Source organism: Microcoleus sp. S13C4 (assembly GCF_036700865.1).
In the GTDB taxonomy this organism is placed as follows: Bacteria; Cyanobacteriota; Cyanobacteriia; order Cyanobacteriales; family Microcoleaceae; genus Microcoleus.
This window is the reverse complement of sequence record NZ_JAUBPS010000010.1, coordinates 63,306-90,174: the sequence shown is the minus strand read 5'-3', so window position 1 is coordinate 90,174 and position 26,869 is coordinate 63,306. Positions and strand designations below refer to the sequence as shown.

At 41.9% G+C, this 26,869-nt stretch carries 13 protein-coding genes; 2 read left to right on the top strand and 11 right to left on the bottom strand.

What is annotated here, in order from left to right; translation table 11 throughout:
• Positions 1-5 precede the first annotated feature (5 nt).
• The 6 genes from QT996_RS06860 to QT996_RS06835 all read right to left on the bottom strand — a co-directional run bounded on the left by QT996_RS06860 (position 6) and on the right by QT996_RS06835 (position 12,936).
• Positions 6-3,860: a CHAT domain-containing protein gene (locus QT996_RS06860; RefSeq protein WP_333045429.1), complete on the bottom strand. Its 3,855-nt coding sequence runs from the start codon at positions 3,858-3,860 to the stop codon at positions 6-8.
• The gene (locus tag QT996_RS06855; RefSeq protein WP_333045428.1) at positions 3,848-5,059 is read right to left on the bottom strand and encodes a hypothetical protein; all 1,212 of its coding nucleotides are present in this window, start codon (positions 5,057-5,059) and stop codon (positions 3,848-3,850) included. Before QT996_RS06855 ends, QT996_RS06860 begins: the two co-directional genes overlap by 13 nt.
• Positions 5,056-6,006 carry a MoxR family ATPase gene (locus QT996_RS06850; RefSeq protein ID WP_333045427.1) on the bottom strand — a complete coding sequence of 317 codons (951 nt, stop codon included), beginning with the start codon at positions 6,004-6,006 and terminating at the stop codon, positions 5,056-5,058. Before QT996_RS06850 ends, QT996_RS06855 begins: the two co-directional genes overlap by 4 nt.
• Complete coding sequence (locus tag QT996_RS06845) at positions 5,991-7,097, bottom strand: hypothetical protein (protein ID WP_333045426.1); 1,107 nt, start codon at positions 7,095-7,097, stop codon at positions 5,991-5,993. The genes QT996_RS06850 and QT996_RS06845 overlap by 16 nt, the downstream gene beginning before the upstream one ends.
• Positions 7,098-7,231: 134 nt before the next feature.
• Positions 7,232-9,895, bottom strand: coding sequence for a metallophosphoesterase (locus QT996_RS06840; protein ID WP_333045425.1), 2,664 nt, complete (start codon positions 9,893-9,895; stop codon positions 7,232-7,234).
• 47 nt (positions 9,896-9,942) lie between these two features.
• A complete protein-coding gene (locus QT996_RS06835) occupies positions 9,943-12,936 on the bottom strand; it encodes a CHAT domain-containing tetratricopeptide repeat protein (protein WP_333045424.1) in 2,994 nt (997 codons plus the stop codon).
• Positions 12,937-13,582: 646 nt separating this feature from the next.
• On the opposite strand from QT996_RS06835, the gene QT996_RS06830 reads away from it, so the two are divergent.
• Positions 13,583-14,374, top strand: a complete 792-nt coding sequence (locus QT996_RS06830) for an IS4 family transposase (RefSeq protein ID WP_333045423.1) — start codon at positions 13,583-13,585, stop codon at positions 14,372-14,374.
• A gap of 115 nt (positions 14,375-14,489) precedes the next feature.
• Here the strand turns inward: QT996_RS06830 and QT996_RS06825 are convergent, their stop codons facing one another.
• From QT996_RS06825 to QT996_RS28590, 5 genes are all read right to left on the bottom strand, one after another.
• Positions 14,490-16,565, bottom strand: coding sequence for a CHAT domain-containing protein (locus tag QT996_RS06825; RefSeq protein ID WP_445304544.1), 2,076 nt, complete (start codon positions 16,563-16,565; stop codon positions 14,490-14,492).
• A 1,070-nt stretch (positions 16,566-17,635) separates the two neighbouring features.
• Entirely contained in the window at positions 17,636-20,524 is a 2,889-nt protein-coding gene (locus QT996_RS06820; RefSeq protein ID WP_333045421.1) for a CHAT domain-containing protein, read from the bottom strand.
• A gap of 194 nt (positions 20,525-20,718) precedes the next feature.
• Positions 20,719-21,900: a hypothetical protein gene (locus tag QT996_RS06815; RefSeq protein ID WP_333045420.1), complete on the bottom strand. Its 1,182-nt coding sequence runs from the start codon at positions 21,898-21,900 to the stop codon at positions 20,719-20,721.
• Positions 21,901-22,126: 226 nt separating this feature from the next.
• Positions 22,127-24,760 (bottom strand): DEAD/DEAH box helicase, encoded by a 2,634-nt coding sequence (locus tag QT996_RS06810; RefSeq protein WP_333045419.1) that lies wholly within the window; start codon positions 24,758-24,760, stop codon positions 22,127-22,129.
• Between the two features lie 174 nt (positions 24,761-24,934).
• Positions 24,935-25,078, bottom strand: coding sequence for a transposase (locus QT996_RS28590; RefSeq protein ID WP_199300937.1), 144 nt, complete (start codon positions 25,076-25,078; stop codon positions 24,935-24,937).
• A 67-nt stretch (positions 25,079-25,145) separates the two neighbouring features.
• Between QT996_RS28590 and QT996_RS06805 the strand changes: the two genes are divergently transcribed.
• Complete coding sequence (locus tag QT996_RS06805) at positions 25,146-26,627, top strand: transposase (protein WP_333045418.1); 1,482 nt, start codon at positions 25,146-25,148, stop codon at positions 26,625-26,627.
• Positions 26,628-26,869 lie beyond the last annotated feature (242 nt).

Here is a 26,869-nt window from a genome sequence, read left to right as displayed (position 1 = left end):
TCCTCCTATACGCCAATAGCACAAAATGCAGCCCAGTAAAAAGGGTCTTTAAAAGGCTGGTCACCATTCGCCATTTTATGAAGACGACGACGTAAGACCATTTTAAGTGTTGGATTTAGATACCAAAGATTCTCCTCTATTGATTGCTCTATTTCTCTTTTTGTGATTTCTCGAAGCCAGAGTTGGGCTTGATTAAGGGCTATAGGTATTATAGAACTTGTTTGTAGGTTTTGATAAAACTTGATCATCAAAAGAGCTGTTGACAAATCACTAGGAGCCCAAAGGCTACCAACTACACTTTTACTACCTGCAACTAAAAAAGCACTAGGAAAGCCAATCAACTCGTTACTAAATTCTTTGAAGTTCGTTAAGCCTGTTTCACAAGCAGAAAGGGTGACTAAGCGACATTGGCTCAAGTTAAGATTAAGAATCTCTTGTATAGTCAAAGTTTCATGTGAAGATAATAACAGTGGGGACTCGAGAGGTGAATCAATATTAAAGTTGCTTCGACCAGTAAAATGGAAACCATGACTTGCGATATGTAGTATTTGCTCTTTAATTGCTGACTTTCTAACACTTTCTTTGCTAAAGACCTTAGTTGTGGGAAAATACTTTTTAATGGTTTCTACTTCAATATCAGCATATGGTAGGTCGTCAGTAGGGTTTTGAATAGCTAATAAATTGCTGAAGTTAGGCCGTTGTCTATTTTGGAGTATTTTTAAAAATTGGCAACTAGGTACATAACTTACTCCACTATGAAAACGATCTAGAAGATATAAACCGCCGACCAATGGAAGAGCATGAAGAGGTAACCAGTGCAAAAAACGATGGGGAATTAAAATTAATTGTTGGCAGGCTTCAGGTATATAGTTGAAAATTTGCTCTAGATGCAGTAGCTGAGTAAGCCTTTGGAGCTGCACTGATAATTTTTTGCGCCAAACTGGTTGGTTTTGTGTGTAATCCTCTAAATACTGATTAGCCCATTCAATCAACGCTGATTGATATGAAAATCGCAGAACAGATGGGTAAGTAGATTGGCTGGTGACAATAAATGTATATAATTCCTCTTCTACAATATACCATTGTATTATGGCAGTGTGTTCATCTAAAAGTGATTGAATTTCATTAAAAGAAATCGATCGATCACTTTGGGTTAAATTAAAGTCTGGATCGAGAGGCAAAATATCATGCTTAATTAACTCCTCTAGCTGTTTTTGTAATTGACTTAGCCGATTCTGAGTTGGTTGGATTGGCTGAGAGTCAGATAAAAAATTCTCATCATTAAAAATGAAATCATCATCAATAAACCGATTGCTTCCTAGAATTTTAAATCTTTTCTGCTCCAGTGCTATTTCTCGTCGTAGACGTTTCAATTCGTTAATGGTAGAGTCTGGAATATTGCCTTTTGGGTAGATATCAATATTTGCAAGCAGTTCTACTAAGCTACGTGCTTTACTACGTTCAACGTACTCAAGCGCTCGGTCAGGATAACCCAAAACTAGACATACTTCAATCATACTTTGGTAGAGCTTATTCCATTGTTTCGTAAGGTTTTCTTTGCCTTTTTCAATTTCTGAGTTAAACAAGGTTTTCCCTCGGTGCAAAGATTCTACTATATCAATACTGTCAGCAAAAATATTGTAAGCATTCGTAAAATCTTGCGCCTCTTGGTATGCCAAACCAAGATTAAATAGACATTCTAAGTAATTACGAGGAAAAGATTCACGAGTGTAAACTTGCAACGCTACCTGAAAACAACTAATAGCTTGTTCTAAATTTTCTGTCCTAACTCCTCGAATGCGACCGCAGTAGACAATACCCAAATCATTTTGAGTTTCTGCCCACTGCTGAGGAAAAGATTCGCGAGTGTAAACTGTTAAAGCACGCTCAAAACAACTAATAGCCTGTTCTAAATTTTCTTCTTTTTCTCCTCGAATGCGATCGCGATAAACAATACCCAGATCTTTCTGAGTTTCTGCCCACTGTTGAGGAAAAGATTCGCGAGTGTAAACTGTTAAAGCCGCCTGAAAACAAGTAATAGCTTGTTCCAAGTTTTCTGACCTATTTCCTAGAATGCGATCGCGGTAGGCATTTCCAAAATTGAGTTGGGTATTCGCCCAATCCATTGGAAAAGCTTCGTGACTACACACCAGTAAAGCATTCTGGCAGCAATTAATTGCGCGTTCTAAATTTTCTGTTTCTTCACCTCTAATGCGTTTCCTGTAAGCTAATGCTAAATTGTTTTGGGTCATAGCCCAATTGTAGGGGAAGGTTTCGCGAGTATAAATCTGCAAAGCATTTTGGAAACAACTAATAGCTAGCTCTAAATTTTCTGCTAGATCGCCTCTAAGTCTTTCAGCATAAGCTACTGCAAGATTATTTTGAATGTCTGCCCACTCTTGAGGATAATTTTGTAAAGTATTTACTTCCAAAGCTGCTTGGAAGCAGTCTATAGCCATTTCTACATTTTGAGCTTTTTCTCCTCGAATGCGATCGCTATAAGCCATTCCCAAATTCTTTTGCGTCATAGCCCATTGTTCTGGAAAAGCTTCGCGAGTGCGTACTTGCAAAGCATCGTTAAAACAGCGGATAGCCAACTCTAAGTTTTCTGCCTTTTCGCCTCGAATACGTTGAGTGTAAGCAACACCAAGATTATTTTGAGTGAGTGCCAATTGTTCTGGGAAGGCAAAGATGGAGTGAGAGTAGAGTTCCAACGTCGCCTGCAAATAATGTATGGCAGATTCTAAATTTTCTGCTCTGTCTCCCTGGATTCTATAAATATAAGCAACACCTAGATAATTTTGGATAATTACCCATTTTTCGGGAAACTGTTCTTGCCTAAAAACTTCGCAAGCAATTTGATATCCAGTAATAGCAATTTCTAAATTAATTGCTCTATTACCTAACCGAAATTCTTCTAATAAACTACTTAACTTAATTACACTTGTTGCTTTTTCATATAATTTTTCTGGTTCTAGATTTAATAGTATATCACTTGACCATTGTTTAAATAACAAAATTAAATCTTCATTTAGCTTTTCTAAATTTTGGCTTAAAAATGAATAAATTGATTGAGGATTCTCATCATTATCACAAACAAACTGTAGTGATTCTTCTATAAAAGATAAGTCAACCGAGATGAGATTAACTTCATCAGGAATTGACAAAGTTACTCCAGCAATTTCAACCTGACGTTCCTGCCTGGGTAGCTTGCTGAATTGTTCTGTTGCACCTTCTAAATCGCCTATTGTAAAAGATACCATTCCACGCGCATAGGTAATCAGTGGTGGTTCAAATTCTGCCAAAGCGTTTGGAAAACTTTCTATCAATAGCCCTAACCGAAACAAGTCTTTCCAGTTTTTCTGCTTTAATCTTTGTTCAATAGACTGTGCTAATTGGCGATTAAGCTCATTGGGCTGGGTACAAGCAAGGGATATCCAATACTCTGCTTGGGCTAATTCTCCTACTTTGGAATCGTTGCTCTCAAGCTGCTGTTTTACATACTTAGTGTAGAAATCAGCTAGTTCCTTTAAGCGTGGTTTCCCAAAGCGCTTATCTTCCTTTAGTTCTTCCAACAATAGATTTCGGACAGCCATATCCATCTCGTAAAGCTCATAGCCTACCTCGCGGCACAAGCGAGACAAAAGTATGCGAGCAACTGCTGTCCAAGGTGCTTGGGGTATAAAGCGAAGCCAAATTTGGTAAAGCAAGTCTGGAGTAAGTGTCTGTGGAAATGCTGCATGGCAAGCTAAGTCGAGGTGTGCGCGATCGAATTGTTGGGCAAATCCTACGACTCGCTCAATAGCTATTTCCGAATGTGTTGCTTTACTTCCATTCATAATGATTGTTACAACATCCACTGATAGGGACGCTCCCAGTAAACATAGCGACCGCGCAGAGTATTAATAGCTGCATTGAGTCCCTGACGACTCATCTCAAACATTGGCACAAAACGAGCAATTTCGCCAGCAGTAGTGTACTGCCAGCTATCATTTGGCATGGGATTGAGCCAAGCATAATAACGCACTGACTGCTGAAGTTGCTCAATAAACTTCTGCGTGTACTCAACTCGCACTGGGTTATAGTTACCCCTAGCTGCTCCCGCATCGCTGACAATCAATACCCCTGCTCTTTCATCAACCGATTTCAAAACATCAGTAGTTAGTTGGGCTTTGATGCGAGTTGGATCGGTATAAAAATATTTTTCAGGATAGTTATAAAAATAGTAAACACTTGTTTGGGTAAGGTTTCCACCCCGTAGAGCTTTATCTATTAATTGGCGGGATAAATGATGGAAAGGCACCATTGATCCACCTTGGTCAACCAGTAGCACAAGTTTTACTCGGTTTACATAGCGCGGCATCAGCACTGGTTCAATTAAGATGCCCTGCTGACAAATTTTTGCTACGGTAGCCTCTACATCCAATTTCTCTAATGTACCTTGGCGCACTGGACGACGGAAAAAACGCCAACTTTGCTTAATTTGCCGAGGGGTTACTGGCAGATATTGAGCGGCTGAATCTTGGCCGTAAAAAATCATATCTAAACTATTGGGCTTATGATACCGGATAGCTTGAATGACCTGCTCTGGTTCTTCTATTTCTATGGGGATATCAGCCGTTGGAGTTGGTTCGGATATAGGTTGTTCCGACCCTTTTAAGGAAATTTGCTCTTTAAGTTGCTCCGATGTTTTAACTATAGGTGGTGATGAAGAAGACTGGATAGGTTTGTCAGACTCCTTTGCTGAAGGTCTAGTTTGAGATGGATTCGATTTATCTTGGATAGGTTGGGGTAATTTAGTAGAGAGAGATTCATTGGTTATTATTTGATCTAGAAGTCGATGTAGCTGGCGAGCTTCTTCTTTAGATTTTGTCCACAGAGTACAACATAGTCTTTCTAAAGAGGCGCGATCGCTTATCCCAAATCCACCTTGTAATGCCTCCAACGCCAACATATAGTCTGCAAGTCCCAAGGGAAAACCACACTGGCGCAAACTCTTGAAAAGATGCAGTAAAACCTTCAACAAAGGTATTTCTTCAATGGAATTGACAGGATTCATTTTTCTTCCTCCTGTGGGGCGCGTAGATATTCTCGATAATCTTGCCAACGAGACTTAAGTAGAACATCAGCAAACGGAAGTTTGCCTTGGAGTTCCGCTAATACTTGATCTTCAGGATATTGTCGCAGTATCGTAAACCAGTCAATTAACTCGCTGGTACTTACCTTTTTACCAATTCTGCCACTGTCCCTCTCCATCCCGCTTCTTAGCAGCCTAAAGCTAGTTACTGCGGCTGCAACAACTTTTGAAGCTGTCTTCGGAAAGTGAGCGTTAATAATGTTAACCAATTCGGATTCATCAGGGAATTCGATATAGTGGAATAGGCAACGACGTAAGAAAGCATCCGGCAAATCTTTTTCGTCATTACTGGTAATGAATATAATCGGGGGTTCTTTTGCCTTAATTTCGTATTCTTTCTCTGCTTCTTTTTCCTTAACTTTTATCTCCGGTATGGTAAACCGCTTTTCGTCTAGCGCCTGGAGTAAGTCATTAGGAAAATCAAGGTCAGCTTTATCAATTTCATCAATTAGAACTACAGTACGCTGCGAATTTTCAAAAGCACGACCTAATGGCCCCAGCTTGATGTAATTCCAGAGGTTATCAACTTTCGAGAGTTTCTGTTCGTCAAGACGTGCTAATTGGGCATCGTGGAGGCGAGCGATCGCATCGTAAGTGTAACAACCATCCTTTGCCTTGGTTGTAGACTGAATATACCAAGACTCGTAAGGTAAGCCTAGTTCATAAGCCACAGCACGAGCCAAGCGGGTTTTACCGCTACCAGGTTCACCCTTGAGCAATAAAGGACGTTTCTTTAAAAAAATGGTGAGATTAACTGCTTCAACCAATTCTGGTGAAGGTATATAAGGTTCAAGTCCATCAAGTTCGCACTCCTCTGGGGAGGGTTGCTTTTCGCCCGTATAGACGCGAGGTATCACTGAATCAACCATTTTGCCAATCCTCCTTCCCAGCTAAAACCACAGTAGTAACAAATTCTTTGATAAACCAAATCGGGAACGCCTCCTTGAGACTCTGCCAGTAATGTCTCAACACATAAATTTTCAGGTACTACCTCTGCGGCTACTGCCATGCCCACCCATTCATTAAGCTTCTTTACTGGAAATCGACTAGCAGGAGGTAAAGAAAGAGGAATTCTAGGTAAATCTGGGTGATTAACTTGCCAAGCTAAAGAAAGCCCTGATTTGCATATATATCCTTTATTATCTACCAAAAACATGGCTAAATATGTTTCTCGCTGATTGTTTTTTTGTACCAATGGTTGCCAAAATTCCTGAATTAACTCTGGTAAAAAGCTTATATAAGTACGGTGGGCATCTGAAAAGATAAAAATTAAATGTTGAGTTTGCAAAAGCTCAAAAATTTGATCTATTATTTTAGTTGCTGGCCGCCAATTAGTCTGGTTCTTATCCAGTAAGTGTTTGCCAACTTCATTCCATAAGTTGGATATGTCCTCCATGCCACCAACTTTAATTTTTATTCGTCGCCCATTTCGTAACTTAGATAATTGAGATAGTCGGGTAACCAAAGTCTCTTGCCCGAATTTTTCTTCGCCATGAACCAGGAAAGCTGCTGTTTTGTTGTAACTTGGCGAATCTAATACTTCGATCACGGCTTCTTCCTGCTCGTCAAAGTCAATACGGAGAAGCGATTTAAAAAGTCTATGTTCAGATTGAGGTACTTGTTGCTGACAAGCTTGAGGCTGGTTCTTCCATGCTTCAACCTTGGTGCATAAGTCATCAAGCTTAGTCCAGAGCATATCATCTGGATGCTGGCAATCTCTTAATTGTTTCAAAAAAATTGGAAATATCCAACCATATAATCGATGCTCTGAGCAAAACAAAACTTTAAAGTTGAAGTCAAATAAATTTATTGGACTCTTAGCATCTTTTAGTTGCAATCTTATAAAAGAAAGTTCATCAACAACGCAAAGCGAACGCAGACTTTCACAGCTTTCAAACTGTTCACACTCCAAAAGAAGTTCTCTGCATAATTGATAGAGTTCAGAGGGTGGCGCTTTCACAATCAATCTCCCACAGCTTGTAACAGCCCAGTAATCGCTGATATGCCTGGACACCATCTTGATAATTTCGTCCCCACAGTGGAAACTCTTGCTCAGTCTCCCTACTAAAGACTTCTTGCAAATAACAGGATAATTCATTCATACCGTTGAAACAATTCAAAATCTCTCGATAAAGTGTGCTGGTTATCATCCAAGTCAAACGAATAATCTGGGACAATTTTTCTTTGTCCCCCTTGCACGCGTGCTTCACGAGGCCAAAACATTAACTTCCCCTTGTTTTCACTAAGTTCAATTTTACCAGCCGTGTAACCATGCAGACGATTGAGGCTTTGTCCTGTTTTCGTTTCATAGTATTCTAACCCACAGAGCGATCGCCCTTGCCAAATTCGCCTAGCTTCAGTACCGCCTTGGACAATCTCTGTAGAATTAGCTTCATGCAGATGACCGCATAAGTGAACGGCAAAACGACCACGGGCGGTAATTTCTGCATTCAAATGCGCTTGGGCATCGGGGATCAACCAACTTGGCGGATGATGTGTTAGTAGCAGACAGGCATGATGCTGTCTTGCCCAAGCTGGGCCATCGCCGTCACAAGCTTGGTGAAATTGGCGGGGATGGATAGTCAGCTTGCCCTCATAGTTTTCACCAGTAAGCTGAAGAAAGCTTGTATTCAAACCTAAAATTCCCAGTTTTGCGCCATTTTTTTCGATAGTGGCTGAAAAATCGCCTGCTAAAACACCAGCTTTTAAGTTTTCTGGCTTAAAGGGTTGCCTTTCCCACCATACCATGTAGTTTTCAAAGGCTTTTGTAACGACTTGGCGATAGGGCGATTGTGCATTATGCCAAAATTCTTCTTGTACATCCGGTTCCTCTAACCACCGCTGGAGCAGCCTTACCGCAGGATCTTTTGTGTTAGGTCTGACTAAATCGTGATTTCCCGGTACTGCTAGCAGCTTAGGAGATGAACCCAATTGAGCGAAATAATCCCATAGTTGCGCCAACAGTCGGTCAACCTTTTCAAATTCTTCAGCGCTGCCACGCTGAGTCAAGTCACCAGTAAATAGAACCAAGTCCCACGGTCCACTTTCATCGTGGAGTTTCTTTAAATCTTCAAAAAATATTTCTTTTACACCAGGCCAGAGCCAATCCTGGTCTCTCATGCCTTGATGAAAGTCGGTTAGGTGTAACCAACTAAAGCTATTATTACTTGGATTTACTCTTGGATTAGGAACGTGGGGGTTAATTGTTATTGAAGTTCTAGTACCTCTATCTGCTAAGTCTGGATTAGATCCACTTCCGTTAAGAACAATATTAAGTTCATCTGCTAGTTCAGATAAAGTTTGATGCCGACTATCTACAGGGTCAATTATATTACTCAGCAACCGTACTAAAATAATCAGTACATTCTCCTTAGTATCGTAACGATACTGATCTACTAAAAAAGCAATTACCTGTGTTAGTCGTTGAGCCGTATTATTAGCCTGGGGCAGACTATTAGCCCAGGGGGAAAGTGGATCGTAGCCTTTAAATAAGCTTCTTAGTTCTTCATTACTTTCAAATTGAGCGCACTTTGATAGAGCTTCAGATAATCGATTATAGAGTTGAGCGGGAATTCCTGGCATATCGTTATTTACAAAGTCCTTAGTAAGGCTTTCTTCTAGTATAGCTTTGAGATGTTGCAGGCGATCGCGCCCTGGAGCTAGGAAGCGGCGATCGGCTTGAATTTGACGTTGCAGTTTATTACGGACATAATCCAAAAACTGTTGCCACGCACTTAAGTCAGTTTCAGGTAGCGCCTCTAGCTTTTCCAGCTTCGCCCTGTAATTCTGCTCGTTGATAGCAATGGTGTTTTCGTGGCTATCCAGGTCTCCCAGGTAGCCAGCATACTTAATATCTATCTCCCGTAACTCAGTCAACAATTGCTGAAATTGCCTTTGTCGCTCTGGTGATTGGGAAATTTGACTGAAACTGTTCCGATGCTGTTCTATGCGGTTATACAGTTGTTTTAGCTGGCGATCGCACCAACGAGATTCGTGATAAACATACTGGATCTTATGACGACACCACAAAAGATAAAGCAATAACTCAGATGCCTTATCCATGTCGTCTGTATCCATACTTTGGCATTTAACCCAAACTAAAATATGGAGTTGCTTACTTGGATTTTTATGTCGCATTTCATACTCAAAAATCGGATTTCCTAATAAGTAACCTGTATTTATTAGCTCAAATTTATCTGTTTTTGGGACTAATTGAACAACACAAGCATCTGCTAAACCTTGGTAGTTTTCCTGTAATTCAATTGGTTGCCCAAACAATAATAATGTTTGCCCTAAAGAAGCTTGAATATGTGAGGGTAGTAGTAGGTATTGCGGATTAAGTTTGCATAATTGAGACAGAAAAAATCTTTCTTGAGAAGACAGGGTTAAATCGATCGCATAACTATCATGTAATCGGTATGGGCAGAGTAATCCCTCAAATAAGAAGTCATTTGATTGAGCAATTATTTGAAAATTTAAACTCACTTTTCGATTTAGTAATAAAGTACAATATTCGCTTGCCTGGTTATCTTCTGCTTCGGGAAAATACTCGTTATTTTGATAGCTAATCAGTTGTTGTGGTAGATTTTGTAGTTCTCGAATGTCAAGCTTATTTCCCAAATCTACCAACTGTTCCCATAACCGAGGTGCTTCTGGTACAGTCGGCTCTAGTCCCTGGTTGATGCTGTTTCGTAGATGGAAGGCATAGAGGGTCAGACTGGGGCTACGCAGCCCCCAGTTGTGGGGTATTTCGTTCATGTTTGGATAGCTTAGACTGCCTAAGATCTATTATCCAGCTTTCTTCATCACTGACCAATGGCGCTAAATGCTGCCCAATGACGGGGATGTTGAAAGGGTTTGGAATTATCATCCAGTTGATGCAATCGGCGGCGTAAGCGCATTCTCAAAGTGGGACTCAAGAGACTGCGATTGGCTTCTATCCAGTCTTCCAGTTCCATTTTTGTGACTTCCAGTAGCCAACGTTGAGCCTCGTTGAGAGCAATGCTGGCGACTACTCCTTGTTGGAAAATTTGGTAGAACTTCACCATCAAGAAAGCCGTAGACAAGTCGCCTACTGACCACAGAGACACAATTACACTCTTAACTCCTGCTGCAATCAGACAGCGGGACAGACCAATCACCCCATCTCCTGTAATTTTACCCTGTCCGGTACTACAGGCACTCAATACAACCAGTTCAGCATTTAGCTTCATATTATAGATTTCGCCAGCCGTGAGGAAGCCATTGTCTTCATCGCTGGGAGCAAGGGCGATCGCCCCTGGTACGCCTAGCTGCCGGATATCATCTAATAATCCGTGAGTTGCCAGGTGAATCAACCGTGCCTTTGGCATTTGCTCTACAACATTAACTTTTGTGGCGGCTGCACCCGTGATGGGTTGGGTTTGCAGGAGGGGGGCGATCGCTTTTGCTTCGGTTCCTGACCAAGGTAATTCCTGTAATTGTAGGGGCGGTTCAGTTAGGGGAATTGTTGGCATCCAGGGATTTCCCACTACCAGTGCTTCTAGAGGAGTTTCCTGTGCTTCTATGCTCCGTTTTTGGATTAACTCTAATACCTGAATCGAGGGAGCAGTGAGAACTGTATGTTTCTCAATAAGGAATTTGCCTTCAGAATCTTGGAGAGATGAAAAGGGAACTAGCAATAGGATGTCTTGGGGGATAAAGACAACAGGTGTATTAGACCGGGTGTGTAAGAGGTGTGCGATCGGTTCAATTAAAATTTGATAGAGTTGGTGGAGCTGCGGATATGTCAAATGTGCATTTAATTGGGGAGCAGGGCTAGCAGAAATTGAGGCATCGTGGTGGCTTTCGATAATACCAAGAGATTTGCGGGCTTCAATAACTAAGTTGAAGAGAGAAGTGTTTTGTTGCTGGAGCATTTTAATATCTTCTTGGAAAAAACTAATGCCCCCAGTAGGGCTAACAACCCAAATCAAAAGCTTCATTCCAGAATCAACTATTGAATATTCGACCAGGGTATAATTTCTATTATCGGCAATCTCTTGAATTTTTTGGCTAGATAGGCAATCAATTAGATTTGGCTTAGTATCCGGCTCAAATAGACGCTTTATCAACAGTTCAACAAATGCTCTAGTACGTCCTCGTTCTGCAATCTCTAAGGCTTCTTCTTGTCTATTTAAAGCAACTAAAACTTCTTGTAGTTGACGATAGCTTGTGGATTGACGTTCAAAAATTGATATTTTTTGTGGATCTTTTAAATCTAACCGGAGAGATTCCCAAACATCAACAGCTTGATAAAACGTAGTTTTTGCTTCTTCTAAAATACCCAACGAGAAAAGAACAGATCCTATATTATTTAAACAATTTCCAATTCCAGATAAATCTCCTATTTTTTTTGCAATAGCTAGAGATTGGTGATAATAGTTTAAAGATAAATCAATATCACCTAAAGCCTGATAAGCAGATCCTAGAACAGACAAAGCATCAGCTTCACCTTGGCAATAACCAATTTCTTTTACAATATTTAAATCTTGTTGATAATACTCAATAGCAGTCTCATATTGATTAATAAAATAGTAATAATTACCTAAATTACCTAAACAAATCGCTTCCCCTTTACGATCTCCAATCTCTTGTTTAAGACTTAAAGCTAATTGATAAAATTCAAGGCATTGTTGAAATTGTTTTAAAGCTTGATAACTTAGCCCTAAGTTTATCAAAGAATTCGACTGTCCTTGCCGATCTGCAATTTCTTGAGAAATTACTAAAGACTTTTGACTATACTCTATCGCCTGTTTATACTCTCCACAAACATAATAAATAATCCCGAGATTATCTAAAGCACCTGATTCTAGTTTACGATCTTTGTTGTTTATAGCAATCTCTAAATCTTGCTGCTGATATTCAATTGCTTTCTGATACTCTCCTAATGATTTATAAACGCATCCTAAATTACCCAATGCCGCAGCTTCTAATTTGTAGTCTTTAACTATTCGGGCTATTTCAAGACTTTGTTTGTGATATTTGATTGCCTTTTTGTATTTCCCACTTGCATCTAACGTTAAACCTAAATTTGCTAAAGAAGCTGCCTTTAATTCGCTATCTTTAATTTTTCTAGAAGCAACTAATGCTTGGATATTATACGTTCTTGCTAATAAATATTCTCCTAGAGAGCGGTAAGTATTACCCAAATTATTGTAAATATGCGCTTCTTCTTTATAATTTTTTATATCTTGAAATAATTTTAAGGCAGCTTGATGATATTTTATTGCTTTATGATACTGGCCTATAGACCCAGAAGCACATCCTAAAAAACTAAGCGATTTTGCTTCTCCTTCGCAATAACCGATATCTCTAGCAATCGCAACAGCTTGTTGAAGACAGGCGATGGTTTTTTTGTACTCTCCCTGTGAATAGTAAGCCTGCCCCAGGCTATTAAGGCAAGCGCCTTCCCCTCTACGGTTTCCCATTACCCAATCAATAGCTAGTGCTTGTTGCCATAGTTGTAAGGCTACATCCAATTGACCCTCCTGAAATTGTTGCTCCCCGTGGTCAAACAGCCTGTCACTTTCTTCTCTTTTAGAAATTGCTAAGGAATGGCAATAAACTCCGAACCTTAACCCCACAATATTCATCAACTGATTAGCGTTGTTGAAATGGTTCTGCTTTATCAGATCGGATGCAACTTGTAACATCGTCATTACTAATCTGGCATCATGTAAGTCTGGGTGAGCCTGTAAAATTTCTATTTCTTGACCCAGGGTGCAGGTTAGCAACAAATTTATTAGATTTAGATAGCTTTGATGGCGTTCTTCATTCATAGTTATTGCATCTTTTCGGCCAAATGTGCCTTCACTATTTTTTCTCGGAGGTCTACCGAATATGCTTTTATTAGCTTTGACTACAACAATGACTGGGGGGTAACAACCCGTCTGAAACCCAGACGGAGTAAAGATTTAGCCAATCCGCTGCTCAAAAAAGATAGGCAGCCGAATTGTTACACGCGCTTCCTATCCAAAAAATAATGTTACCCACATTCTATCAGACTCACTTACAAAAACAACTGACTCATGCTCAGTTGATATTGATGATAATCTTGCTCTCTTTGATACAATCAGAAAAACAAGTGAGATTAGAACGGCTCTCCCGGGTATTTCCTTACCCCATTACAACCGAAAGTCGGCGGCGGAAGTTACAAAGATTTCTGGACTTGCCTCAATTAACGATCGCAGGAATTTGGTTCCCCTTAATTACTTATTGGTTAACCACTTATTGCCGTGTTGGGCAAACCTTGTCAATAGCGATCGACCGCAGTCAATGGGGGTGTATTAAGTACATGGACAGAATTAATTACACACGGATTCTTTGCTATACAAGGCTTGTAGCCCATAGTTTTGTGTAATTAATTGTGTCCTACTACTTAATCTCTTCATGGTCAGCCTAATCTGGCGTCGCAGAGCCATTCCATTGTACTGGACACTATTACCCAAACTCGGGAACAGTAACTTATCGGAACAAACTACAGCTTTACAGCAAGTTTTACCATTATTTACAGAATATAAAGTCATCATTTTAGGTGAGCGTGAATTTTGTTCCGTAGACTTGGGAAATTGGCTCAAGGAAAGCGGTGTGTCTTTTTGTTTGAGGTTAAAAAAGAATCATTGTATCGAAACAGAACATTTAGTTGGGCAACGGCTAGATGAATTAGGAATAGTACCGGGTACCTCTGTATACTTTCAAGGAATCAGAGTCAGAAAATCTCAGCCAGCAACTGGGTTTGATATTGCCTGTAAATGGAAAAAGAACTATCGGGGATGGACGGTTGATGAAGCGTGGTTTATTCTTACAGATTTAGGCTCATTGCCCGTAGCGCTCGATGCTTACAAACAACGGATGGGAATTGAAGAGATGTTCCGAGATTGTAAAACAGGAGGTTACAATATTGAAGGAACTAGCCTCAAAGGAGACCGCCTAATTAACATGATTTTGCTGATAACGATCGCCTACAGTTCGGCAGTATTTCAGGGTACTGAAATTCAAAAAAAGCAGATACAAAAATATGTATCTCGCTCGAAAGAACCCAGAAAACAATACCGCAGACGAAGTATATTTGGTGTGGGTTTAGATGGAGAGCAGTGGGTTAATTATCTCGCTCAATATTCCGAAACAGTCCAAGAGTTAATGAAGTTAACTCGAAATAAACGTTGCTTTTATCAGCTTGGTATGCGGGCTGCAACCCTTATTGGGTCTACTTCTTAGACCTCTTTGTTACCCCCCCAGCAACAATGATATCTTATTGTGCCTCATAACAGCGTTTCCCACTGTTATTCCTCAGCGCTATCTGTTTCTTCGGGTTCAGGGTAAATTGAATTTGTCATTGTCCGATCGCACAAAATGCAGCCCAGTAAAAGGGCGATTTAAAGGGTTGCTCGTTATCTGACATTTTATGTATTCTGCGACGCAAATTTATGTTGAGAGTTGCATCTAGAGAGATTTTATTTTCTGACATCCATTCTTGCAGTTCCTTTTTAGTAAGGTTTCGCAGCCAAAGTTGAGCTTGATTGAGAGCGATCGCTACCGGCTCAGATAACGACATATTTTGATAGAACCTTATCATTAAAAAAGCTGTTGATACATCTTGAACTGCCCATAAACTGCTGACAACACTAGGACTCCCTGCATAGAGGAAAGCACTAGGAATCCCAACATATTCATCGCTGAGGATTTTGTGATTAGTTAGACCTGTTTCGCAGGCAGAAAGGGTAACAAGGCGGCATTGGGAAAGGTCTAGGTCAAAAATTTCTCCCAGGGTAAGGTGTTCCCCATCTGCTAATAACAGTGCTGAGTCTAGAGGAGATGCAAAATTAAACTCAGCATGACAAGAAAAGTGAGCGCAGTTTGCCAAACTGAATTGGGAGTTTTGGAGCGCCTCTCTCGTCCCATCATCTTTAATCTTTACTTCTACAAGGGTTGCTTTTTTGGCAGCATTTTCAACAAAAACATTAGCATAGAAGAAGTAACGCTGGATAGTCCTAACCTCAACACTTGTATAGCCTAAATCTTTAGTAGGGTTTTGAATAGCTAAGAAACGTTTAAAATTCGGTCTCTCTTGATTTTGAGTTAGTTGCAATAGCTGACAGGAAGGAGCATAACGCACACCCCTAGGAAAGCGGTCTAGAAGGCAACCTCTTCCAGACAAAGGCAAAGCGTGTAGAGGAGTCAGGTGCAAAAAGCGGTGTGGAATTAAGATGATTTGGTCGCAGTCACTTGGGAGACTATTAATAATGTCATCAATATGCAAGATTTCGGAGAGGCGGTAAAGACGATCCAAAAGTGTCTGAATCCATTGTTCTCGGTTTTGCTGGTAGTCTTGCAAATATTCCTCTTGCCAATCTAAGAAAGCTTGCCGTTCTTCAGCAGAGGATGACCAGACTTGAGGATGCTGAGATTGGTGGGTGATGACGAAAGTGTAGAAGTTATTATCGGTAATATACCACTCAACAATAGCAGCGCGATCGTCTATAAGGTTTTGAATCTCGTTAGAGGAGATAGGTTTAACTTGTCGGGTAGCTCTAAAGTTGGGGTCTATAGGATCGATTTCGGTAGCAATCAAATTATCTAGCTGTTGAAGCAATTCATTGAGGCGGTCGCGGTCTTTTAGCCAAGCTGCTGAATCCAGCGTCGGTTCACCAGTACCAGAAATTATGTCGCCTGAACGATTGTGCTCGGCTATATCTAGGCGACGTTGTTCTGCTACAACTTCTCGACGCAATCGCTTTAGTTCGTTGAGGACAGTTTCAGAAATATCACCTTTAGGGTAAATGTCACGGCTGGCAAGAAGTTCAACTAAATTCCGAGCTTTGCTGCGCTCGACATATTCAAGTGCTTTGTCTGACTGGTTATTATTAATGCAGGCTTGGACTACGCTAGCGTAAGCATCAATCGCTGCTGAAATAATGTCTTGACGCCTTGCATCTGTAATAGCCCAGGCACGGCTTTGTTCTACTGCTTCGATAGCAATGCTATAACCCTCAATTGCATCTGCCCATTGCCTTGTAAGTAAAGCAGCATCACCGAGGTTACGTCCATTTCTCAGGCAATCTATAGGAAAGTCAGTAGATGTTTGAATTTCCAGAGCTAATTTACAACAAGTGATTGCCTTGGTTGCCTGCCCTAGATTGAGGTAGACAAAGCCTAAATTGTTTTGGAGCGTAGCCCAATCTTGAGGAAATGCCTTACGGGTGTAAACTTGCAAAGTAACTTGGTAAGTTAAAATGGCTTTTTCCAGATTCTGTCGCCTGTCGCCCTTAATTCGATAAAGATAGGCATTACCCAGATTAGTTTGAGTTACAGCCCACTTTTCTGGAAGAGTTTCTTGAGTACGCACCTGCAGTGCATTTTTGTAGCAGTGAATTGCATCCTCTATGTTTTCGCTCTGATCGCCTTTCATACGGTTGCGGTAAGCATTACCTAGATTATTTTGAGTTGTTGCCCAATCTTGAGGAAGCATCTCACAAGTGCGAACTTGCAAAGCTCTCTTATAAGCTGCTATAGCTAACTCCAGATTATTTGCTCGGTCACTATTAATTCTGTCAAGGTAAGCATCACCCAAATTATTTTGCAGCGTAGCCCATTTTTCCGGAAAAGCTTCTTGAGTGTAAACTTGCAAAGCTGACTGGCAAGCTGAAATTACCTTCTCTATATTTTCGGCGCGATCGCCGCGAATTCGGTCATAGTATCCAGATCCCACATTGTTTTGAACTGTTGCCCATTGCTCCGGAAAAGCCTCTTTGGTATAAACTTGCAAAGCTAACTGGCAAGCTGCAATTGCCCTCTCTATATTTTCAGATCGAGTACCACGAATCCTATCGCAGTAAGTAATTGCCAGATTGTTTTGGAGCGCTGCCCATTTCTCCGGACAAGCTTCTTGAGTAAGAACGTTTGCAGCTATTTCATAACCGGTAATGGCAATTTCTAAATTATCTGCTCTACTTCCCAGTGGGAAATTCCGAATTAGGTTACTGAAATTAGCAAGATATCCTGCCATGCTTTGTGCTTGTATTGGCTCCATTGCTGACAAGGTAGGTGTCAGCCAGTTATTTAAAAATCTTGCTAACTGTTCATCAAGTTTATCTAGGTTTTCTTGCAGTAGAAGATGCAATTTTTGTGTGTTAGCATCACTGTTACTACTTAAAGTTAGTGCATGCCTTAAAAAATTAGCAGTCTCTATTAGCGGAGTTTCTGAAGAATTGGCTTTTTTTGTTCTTTTGGCTATAGTCTTATAAGATACTGATAGTCCCAGATGTTCAGCTAGCTGACTAGATATTTTTAATAAAAAATCAGCAACGTTGTGATCGCCTCGCTCTACCAGTACATCTACTACCTGTTCTATAGTTTTCACTAACCCGGCATCAATCAAGCTTGGATTAGCGTTCAAAATTTCTGACACTTGACTGCTGGAACAAGCCCGTAGCGCATTAATCAACTTTAAGTAATCTTCTCGCCGTTTTTCATCCATAATCACCGACCTATCGCACAAAAGGCTGCCCAATAAAAAGGAGATTGAAACGGCTGTCGATTCTGCCGGAACCGTCGTGCCAGTGAAATCTTCAGCGTTGGAGCCAACGGCAACTGTTGTTCCTCCATCCACTGTTGTAACTCATCGCCAGTAGCATCTCGCAACCAGCGTTGAGCCTGATTGAGTGCTACTGCCACAGATGACCCCTGTTGCAAATTCTGGTAAAACTTGGCTACCAAGAATGCCGTAGATATATCGCTAATCGTCCAGAGCGAACTGACGACGCTGGGACTTCCTGCATACAGAAACCCGCTGGGTAAACCAATGTACTCATCGCTGAGGGAAGTCGGATCGGTCAAACCTGTCTCGCAAGCCGAAAGCGCGACCAAACGGCACTGACTCAGATTTAGTCCAAAAATTTCCCCCAGCGTCAGACAACTTTCTAACTCAAGAGCCTTCAGATCCACACCTGCCAGCACCAGGGCAGAGCGTAAAGGAGATTCTAGATCGAAAATGCCGTGACAGGCAAAATGGACGCAATGAGCAGCTTGCAAACGCTGGTTGGCGATCGCCTCTTTGCGTGCCTCTGCTTTCACCAAAATCTCCGCGTGGGGATGAAAAGTCTGTCGGACAATTGCCATCTCGATATCGCTGTATGTCAAATCCAGGGTGGGGTTTTGCACCCCAAACAGATGGCTGAAGTTGGTGCGGTTCCAGCTTTGAGTTAACTGCAATAGCTGACAACTGGGAGCATAGCGCACGCCGCCGGGAAACTTATCAAGCAAGCACAGAGTGTCAGAAGGTTGCTTCTCACTTACCACTGGCGATTGCCCCTCGCCTACAGGCAAGGCATGAAGCGGAAACAGATGCAAAAATCGGTGGGGGATGAGAATGAGTTGAGAACAGTCCGAGGGGATAACAGACAGGAGATAATCCAAGTGCAGGATGGTAGCAAGTTGCTGAAGTTGCTCATTTAGAGTGCTTTGCCACTGCTGCTTGTTATCGTAGTATGTCGTCAGATAGGTGCTAATCCACACCATCAGTGCTTGATAGTCTTGGGTGGATGACTGCCAGACAAAGGGAGTTTGACTGTGCGGTGCGACAATAAAAGCAAGAAATGTCTCCTCAGCGATATACCACTCAATTAGTGCCGTTTGGGAATTGGGGAGCAAATCTCGTACTTGCTGAAAGGTGACAGGTTCAACTCTTTGAGTTAGGTTGAAGGTGGGGTCATAGGGCTGGATGTCCCGATGAATCAGTTCATCCAGTTCTTGTTGGAGTTGGTTCAGGTAGGTGCGAGACTCCCGAAACGCAGCTAGAGCGGGTAACGTCTCCAGATTGGCTATCTCACCGACTCCCGATCGCATTTCAATCCGGCGTTGTTCCGTCACAATCTCTCGCCGTAGCCGATCCAATTCCTCAATGACTGTTTGCGGAACGTTACCTTTAGGGTACAGGTCGCGTGCAGCTAGAAGTTCAACTAAATTGCGGGCTTTGCTGCGTTCGACATATTCCAAAGCGAGATCGGTCTGGTCGGTATTGATGCACGCTTGCACCATCTTGGCATAGACATCGATCGCCGCCGACAAAATTTCCTGCCTGCGTTTGTCGGTATTCGCCCAACTGCGACTTTGTTCTACAGCCTCAATAGCAGCACTATAACCTGCGATCGCTTCCTTCCATCGGTTCGCCCCAAACGCCAAATTGCCCAAATTACGCCCTGCTGTCAAACACTCAACCGGAAAATCACCGGGTTGATAGACTTCCAGAACTTGCCCAAAGCAGTGAATCGCCTCGTCAACCTTACCCAAATCTCGATAAGCAGCCCCCAGATTATTTTGAGTCATTGCCCAGTCTTTGAGAGATGCTTCTGGAGTGCGAATTCGGAGGGCTTGTTGAAAGCAATGGATGGCTTGCTCTAGGTTCTCAGTTAAATTCCCTTCGGAGTTACAGAGATAAGCGATGCCTAGATTGTTATAGGCAAGCGCCCAACCCAAAGGAAAATCCTCTTCGGTGTAAACAGTTAAAGCTTGCTCGTAGCACCGAATCGCTTTTGGCAAATCTTGCCTGTAGTGTTCGCGAACGCCGTAGAGGTAAGCATTTCCCAGATTATTTTGAACCATCGCCCAATCTTGAGGCGCGGTTTCTGGGGTAAACACCTGTAAGGCGTGCTGGAAGCATTGTATTGCTTGAGCGAGGTTTTCTTCCAGGTTGCCTAAGATGCGGTTGCGATAGGCATTTCCCAAATTATTTTGAGCGGTTGCCCAATCCAGGGGAAATTCCTCTAAAGTAAAGACTTGCAACGCAGATTGGAAAGCCGCGATCGCCACTTCCAAATTTTCTGCGGTGTCGCCTAGAATACGATTGCGGTAAGCTTCACCTAAATTGTTTTGAGTAATTGCCCAACTTGTGGGAAAAGCCTCTGGAGTGCGGACTTGCAACGCCCTACGAAAGTAAGCGAGCGCCATCTCTAAGTTTTCAGCGCGATCGCCGTGAATGCGGTAGAGGTAGGCGTTACCCAGATTGTTTTGAGCAATTCCCCAATCCCGGGGAAATTCCCTGCGGGTAAAGACATTACTCGCAATTTCGTGTCCGGTAATAATAATTTCTAGGTGGCTGGCTTTGTCACCTAACGGAAACTGCCTGAGCAAGATACAAAAGCTGACGATTACTTCAGTAATAGCTCTGGCAATCTCTGGGTCTGCTTGAGGCAAGGTTGACAATGCCCAAGCTTGCAAGATATGTGCTAGAAACTCATCCAGTTTATCCAAATTTGCTTGCAACAGGGAGTAGATGATCTGGGGGTTGCGATCGCTCTCTTGCACAGTTTTGAGAATCAACTGGAGGAAGTCAAGATAGGCTTCGGGATTAGAAGGTAGTTTAAAGTTCATAATTAACCTATGGTACCCAATAAAATAGCGATTTAATAAGCTAATATTAAAAATTGTACAAGACATAAGGCTTTGGTAAAAACTTCAGCCTCCTTGCACTCTATTAGTTTAGGGTGTATTGACTCAATGTGTGCGGAGTATGCGATCGGTCTTGCACCCTAAATTAGCAAATTATATAGGGTGCTAGATTTGTGCTAAAAATCGTCCCAATTAAACAGCGTCAATTGGTGAGGTGATGTTGTCTTCTTTTTGGGTCGGCGTTTGCCCTTTAAAACTTCTTGAACGACTGGATTTGAAGGAATTGATATCATCTCATTCAACTCAATAACTTCTGAACTTTCTCCTGAAATTATTTCACATTCACCTGGGCAATTAGTATGATTTTTAGCTAGTGAATCAACAGGTTCAAACCACTCATTGTACCAATAAGTGACGTTCATTGATTGGGGTCGATCACTACTTAAAGTATTGCCAAGGAGCAAATCAGTTTGACCCAACCACCAAATCGGAACAGCCAGCCAAGGTGAAAACATATAAAATTGGAACAGAGCGCATTTTAATAGAGTACGATCTACATCTTGACCGACACCGCTCAAACAGTAATTTGACTGTGCTAACATTAAAGCTCCCGTACCGCAAGCGGGTTCATTGAAGCTGGAAATTCGCTCTGTCTTATCACCACTGACTAACTTAGATATCAACTGACACAAAGCTAAAGGTGTCGGATAAAAGCCTGAACTTTTTTGAGCACTCTTTCCGCAGATTTGGGGTAGCAGCCGGCCCATGTAATCTTCAGGATACAGCATGAGAATTGACAGGTCAAACATCTGATAGAGACGCATTGATGCACCTTCACAGCCGGCCGGTTCTTTGGGTAAAATCTTGTAAGCTGGATGTCCGAATGCGAACAAAACCCAGTCCAAGAAAAACTCCAAATAGTCCCAAGCTGACCAAGTTTTCCATTCTCCATGTTGAGGAATGCAATTGAGAGTGTTATCTAGCATGGCTTCTGCGGTAGGAGAATGCTGCCATTCGATTTGGGGAATCGGTTCTGCTGGCAAAGTTTCCTCAATTACAAATTTGGGTAAAATTTCTGGTTTTCTGTTCTCCAGAATGGCTAGCATTGGTTCCATCTTCCACCGCATCCAGGCATGAGCGGGGACAGCTTGACACAAAGCCCAATAATCCCACCTTCCCCATAAACATCGGTCTATTTGTGCGAGAATTGTTAAAAGCCAGCCATGCTTTAAATCTCGTTTGAGGTTAGGAATTAAAGCTTGCTTTTTCTTTGGTTTATAGGGTTGCTTTCTGAAATGTAACAGCGTTGACTCTCTAGTTTTGGAGTCAATAACTGGTAATAAAAGCTGGTTTTTCATGAGTACAAGTCCGAAAAATGCACCCCTAAAAACCGCAGTAGCGGTTCGCACAATTCTATGTTGATGCAAGCAGCGTCTTGTTTAATAAAAACAGTAAAAAAAATTGGGAATACAGTGTAGCTTTTTTGTTTGAAAAAACCTACACTGTATTCCCCGCTCCCATTTTCCCTATTTCTCTCTCCCTATTCCCCTTTCTCAGCCGTCTATTCCACCAATTTTTTGATATTTAAGGAGTAGAAAATGCTTCGCACAGCAGCAGCCCCACCTGCTTGAGTAAAGCTTTATTACCATCAGGGCATCCCGACTGAATCAAACATTTAGGACAGCCAGAACTGCAAGAACAACTGCGGGCTAACTCAGCAGCCGCATGAGCTAATTGAGGGAGAGAACGAAAAATAGCTTCCGAGGTTCCCGAACCCCCTTCTGCTAAATCGTAAAAGAGTCCTGCATAGTCATTTGCACCTCTCTTCTCTACCAGAAAATTCACATCATTAGGTGAAGCCAAAATAGTCAGAGGTAAAGCTGCTAAAATTTGATGGCCGAAACTGTGAATAGCCAACAAATTCGCGGGGTACTCCCACAACTGCTGATATCCGGGCTCCATCTGCTGTTGAGATTGAAGCAATTCCTGGCGAGTAGCTGTTACTACCTGTTGCAGATAACATTCAACCGGGGAATTAAAACTAATTTGCAGTACAGGAGTCGCAAATTTTATTTCGTAAGGTTGCTCAAAGTTTACCTCATTAAGAACCGATGTTAGCTCAGCAGAGCGAGTTCTCTTGCCACAAACAGGACAGGCAGTACATTTTGGTAAATGCTCTTTGTAATTGACACACTTTCTATTGAGACAAGTTAACTCGTAATTGCGAGTTAATAATTGATAACCAGTGACGAGTTGGCTAATTTCTCCCCAAACCAGTTCCAGAATAGCTTGAGCTGGAATTGCCTTACTATCCGTTGAATTGGTTTGAACATTTCCTTCAATTTCTGGAATGATCAACGGGATTTGTTGAGGCAAACTCAAATTCTGCTTGAGGCTGGTATCAGTGTAGCTAATCGCTACAGTAAACAGTCGAGTTTCAGGGGTGTTTTGCAAAATAGCTTTGCCATTCAAGAGCGAGCGGGAAGTATAAGTCACCAAACAGCCGTCTGAGTTTTGCGTGCGGTAAATAGCACCAGGAAATACCTCTCGATAAGCAATCTCCGCACTGAGGACTTCAATCTCTTCTTGAGTATCCGCATCCACCAGTTGTATCGTGCTAGCACCCGTTCCCCCTCGAAAGTTTACATCTTTATGGGGAAAGCCCTTGGCCCATAATTTATCCCGACTTTTGTGAAGAACACCTTGCTCAATTAAAGCCGTTGCAATTTGAGGAGCGCTCTTGCCAAAGTAGTGCTTGAGCTTACTGGCCCGAATGCCTGTTTCGACAGCCGCGCACATCAAATGTTTGGCAATATCTATGGGATAATTGGCATTAAAGCTCACCAATTCAGATTCGGCTGACACCAACAATTCAGGGCGCTCGGCAAAATAGTTATCCAAAGGTGATTGTGCAATAGGAATGAAGACAATTAAACCGGAGTTTGCGCGACCAGCCCTGCCAGCCCTCTGCCTAAAAGCTTGCAAGCTTCCCGGCCATCCCCTAATAATAGCAAAGTCAAGTTGAGGCAAATCAATTCCTGCTTCGAGAGCGCTAGTGCTGAGGATACACTTAACTGTTCCTGACTGCAAAGAGTTAATAATTTCCATGCGGCGCTCGCTTGTTAAACTGCCGTAGAAAATTGCTACTTGCGACTCAATTACCGAGTTAGTTTGAGTTACAGCTTCTTGCTTAAAAGTTGCCCACAAGTTCTTAATTGCTTGTCTGCCGTTACCGAAGCAAATTCCACTTTGCCCCTGCTGCAACAAAAACATAATGATGCGAGCAACATCGGAATTAGCATCATGAGTCGGTTTAGTAACAATTAATTGCCGTTCTGGGACAGCAGCTCCGCTAGAGTTAATCCAAACTAACCGCTCGGGTTTATTGATATTTCGCTTTCGACTTCTACCAGATAGTAACTTCGCTAATTTAACGGGATTGCCAACGGTAGCACTCAACATCAGGAATTGCAGTTTTTGAGAACAACCCCCGCGCTCGTCTACTGCCAATTTTAAGCGGCGAATTAAGCTAGCCATGTTAGCTCCGTAAACTCCGTTAAAAGTGTGAGCTTCATCTAGGACAATATAGCGGAGGCGACTTAAAAAGTGCTGCCAAGGCTGACTCCAGTGAACGCCTTTCAGCGCATAGTGAATTAACTCTGGTGTGGCGCTGATTATGCTAGGATTTGCAGCTAATAATTGTTCTCGGGTTTTGGGAGGAGTATCTCCAGTTAGAAGGGCAAGGCGCGGGCGCGCAGGCTCAGGAATCAGTTGGAGCAAATCGGCAAGTTTTTGACTTTGGTCGGCTGTTAAAGCTTTCAAGCCATAAATAGAGAGTGCCGTAAATTGATGTTGGAGAATGCCCTCTAAAATAGGCAAGTACGCACTTAAAGATTTGCCAGAAGCTGTTGCTGTGCTGAGGATGACATCTTTGCCCTGGCGCACGGCTTTGAGTGTTTTAATTTGGTGCGAATAAAGCCGTTGAATGCCTTGGCTGTGCAAAGCAGAAATTATTGAAGGCGGCAAGTCTTGAGGAATTTTGTAGAGCTTAGGAGTTGTAGCAGTCGCGATTGTCTGATAAATAACCTCTTCGCCTAAAAACTCACACAAATCGGCTGTTGCAGTTGGCTGCAAATGGCTTGCTTCTGGAAAGTTATTTGGGTGAAAATCATGTCTGGCTATTAGTTGGGAAAGAAGGTTGATATAATTGGGAGGCATTTGTCACTCTAAGAATGAATCTTTTCTCTTTTACTACCGATAGGTAGGAAAAAGAACGAGAGAGGAAATTAATAAAAAAACTGGGAGTCGGACTGAATTTGGTGGCAATTATGGGTTTGGGTTCAGGAACCAACAAAGCGGTAGACTTCCACCTCACTGCGCGATTACAACAAGCTAATTACACTTATCTGTCAGTAGTTGTTTTAAGCGTTCGGACACTGCACCAATCAACACCTTCTTGCGTCTAGCTGGAATCCAAACAAAATGGTATCTAATAAGCGTTACTGATGTAATCTTTAGTCTGTATTTATCTTGCATATTGATTGTCGTTAAGTCGTCAACATCTACAATAACCTCGTACAATAATTTAAGGAGGTGGTGCAATTTGCTTTTAAGCTTCAAATACAAACTTAGACCTAATCAGCAGCAATCCCAAAAACTAATCCAGTGGCTCGATATGTTGAGAGCGAATTACAATTGGTGCTTGCGTGACAGGATTGATGGTTGGCATCAGCAGTTTATTTGCGGTGATTATTGCGACTTGAGGACTCAGGTAGAAATAACGCCTTTGACTTGCGGTATTACTAAAGGAACCCAACTCGCCAACCCCTGGAAGGAGGGCGGCGGTAAAGCCCAAAAAGAAGGATATAAAGATACATCTCCTAAGCGGTCAGCATCATTAATGCAAGATGCAAATCTGCAAGAGTTAAAAGAGGCAAGACCTTGGTATCAAAGTATTGATATTGGAGTATTGCAGTCAATTCCAGCCAGAGTTAATGAATCCTTTAATAAGTTTTTTAAGGGCGCAGGGTTTCCGAAGTTTAAGCGCCGTCACGATTTCAAATCGTTTAGCTACAAACCAGGAAGAATCAAGATTAAAGGTAACAAAGTTTACCTCCCTAAAATTGGGTGGCTGCGTTTCTACAACTCTCGCGTTATCCCCGAAGGATTTGAGATTAAAACCGTAACCATCAGACAGAAAGTTGATGGATGGTATATCTCGGTCAGGATAGAAAACAAAGATATACCAGGCTTCCCAGTAATTCCAGATAGTGAAATCAAAACTATCACTGGCTGCGATATGGGGTTAGGTAAATTGGTTTATCTCTCTGATGGCAGCGCCATTGATAATCCGCGATTTGCTACCCACAAGAAAGCTAAGCGTTTGATGCGAATCAGACAGCGACGGGTTAGCCGTAAGCAAAAAGGTAGTAAGAATCGCAGTAAAGCTCAACTTAGAGTGAGCAAGCTGCACAATAAAATTCAACAGCGTCGCGAATCTTACCAGTGGGATGTAGCTAATCGGATTATTAAAAGATCCGATGCAGTTGTAGTTGAAGATTTACAGATACAAAACATGATGAAGCGGTGCAAACCTGTTAAATCTGAATCTGGTAGATTTCTCCCCAACGGTCAATCGGCTAAACGTGGTTTAAATAGTTCTATCGCTGATGCGAGTTGGTATGCGTTAACTCAAAAACTTGAATATTTGGCTGTGAAGTCAGGCAAGAAGCTGTACCGAGTTAACCCAAGGCATACCAGTCAAACTTGTAGCAAGTGTAAGCATATTGATAAAGATAGCCGCAATGGTGAAAAGTTTATCTGTACCAATTGTGGGCATATTGATGATGCAAATTTGCAAGCTGCAAGGAATGTGAAAGTTAAGGCGATAGAAACCTACAAGTTGAATATTGTCAAAAAGATTAAATCGAAAATGGTACGGCGGGACTCGTCGAAACCAGTACAGTTGAATCTCTTTGAGGTTGAATTGTACGAACGCTCGTCAGTTAACACGCTGCCTTTAAAAGGCAAACGGCGTGTGGGCGAGAACCCACAGGGCAAGCAATTGTCTCTTTGGGATATTTAGAGCGAAATCTCTAAAGAATCCCATCCCCTTTAGCGGTGGGAGTGTCAACTTACAGATTATCCACTACCTCCTGTTGAGCAAATCTTGGGCTTTCTCGTTTGGATGATGCAGGAAAGATGAGCTGTTATTAAACAAAAATAGCGACCTAGTGCGATAAATAAACTCAAAAACTTCTTTGATAAATTAATGAGAAAAACAACTTCTTTATCACTACAGTTAATTAAGACTTACGCATAAAGTCT

What these genes read in the sequence shown, in the direction of transcription:
- QT996_RS06855 (WP_333045428.1), bottom strand. Translation starts at nt 5,059, where the DNA reads ATGAATCCTGTCAATTCCATTGAAGAAATACCTTTGTTGAAGGTTTTA.
- QT996_RS06850 (WP_333045427.1), bottom strand. Translation starts at nt 6,006, where the DNA reads ATGGTTGATTCAGTGATACCTCGCGTCTATACGGGCGAAAAGCAACCC.
- QT996_RS06840 (WP_333045425.1), bottom strand. Translation starts at nt 9,895, where the DNA reads ATGAACGAAATACCCCACAACTGGGGGCTGCGTAGCCCCAGTCTGACC.
- QT996_RS06835 (WP_333045424.1), bottom strand. Translation starts at nt 12,936, where the DNA reads ATGAATGAAGAACGCCATCAAAGCTATCTAAATCTAATAAATTTGTTG.
- QT996_RS06825 (WP_445304544.1), bottom strand. Translation starts at nt 16,565, where the DNA reads ATGAAAGGCGATCAGAGCGAAAACATAGAGGATGCAATTCACTGCTAC.
- QT996_RS06820 (WP_333045421.1), bottom strand. Translation starts at nt 20,524, where the DNA reads ATGAACTTTAAACTACCTTCTAATCCCGAAGCCTATCTTGACTTCCTC.
- QT996_RS06815 (WP_333045420.1), bottom strand. Translation starts at nt 21,900, where the DNA reads ATGAAAAACCAGCTTTTATTACCAGTTATTGACTCCAAAACTAGAGAG.
- QT996_RS06810 (WP_333045419.1), bottom strand. Translation starts at nt 24,760, where the DNA reads ATGCCTCCCAATTATATCAACCTTCTTTCCCAACTAATAGCCAGACAT.
- QT996_RS28590 (WP_199300937.1), bottom strand. Translation starts at nt 25,078, where the DNA reads ATGCAAGATAAATACAGACTAAAGATTACATCAGTAACGCTTATTAGA.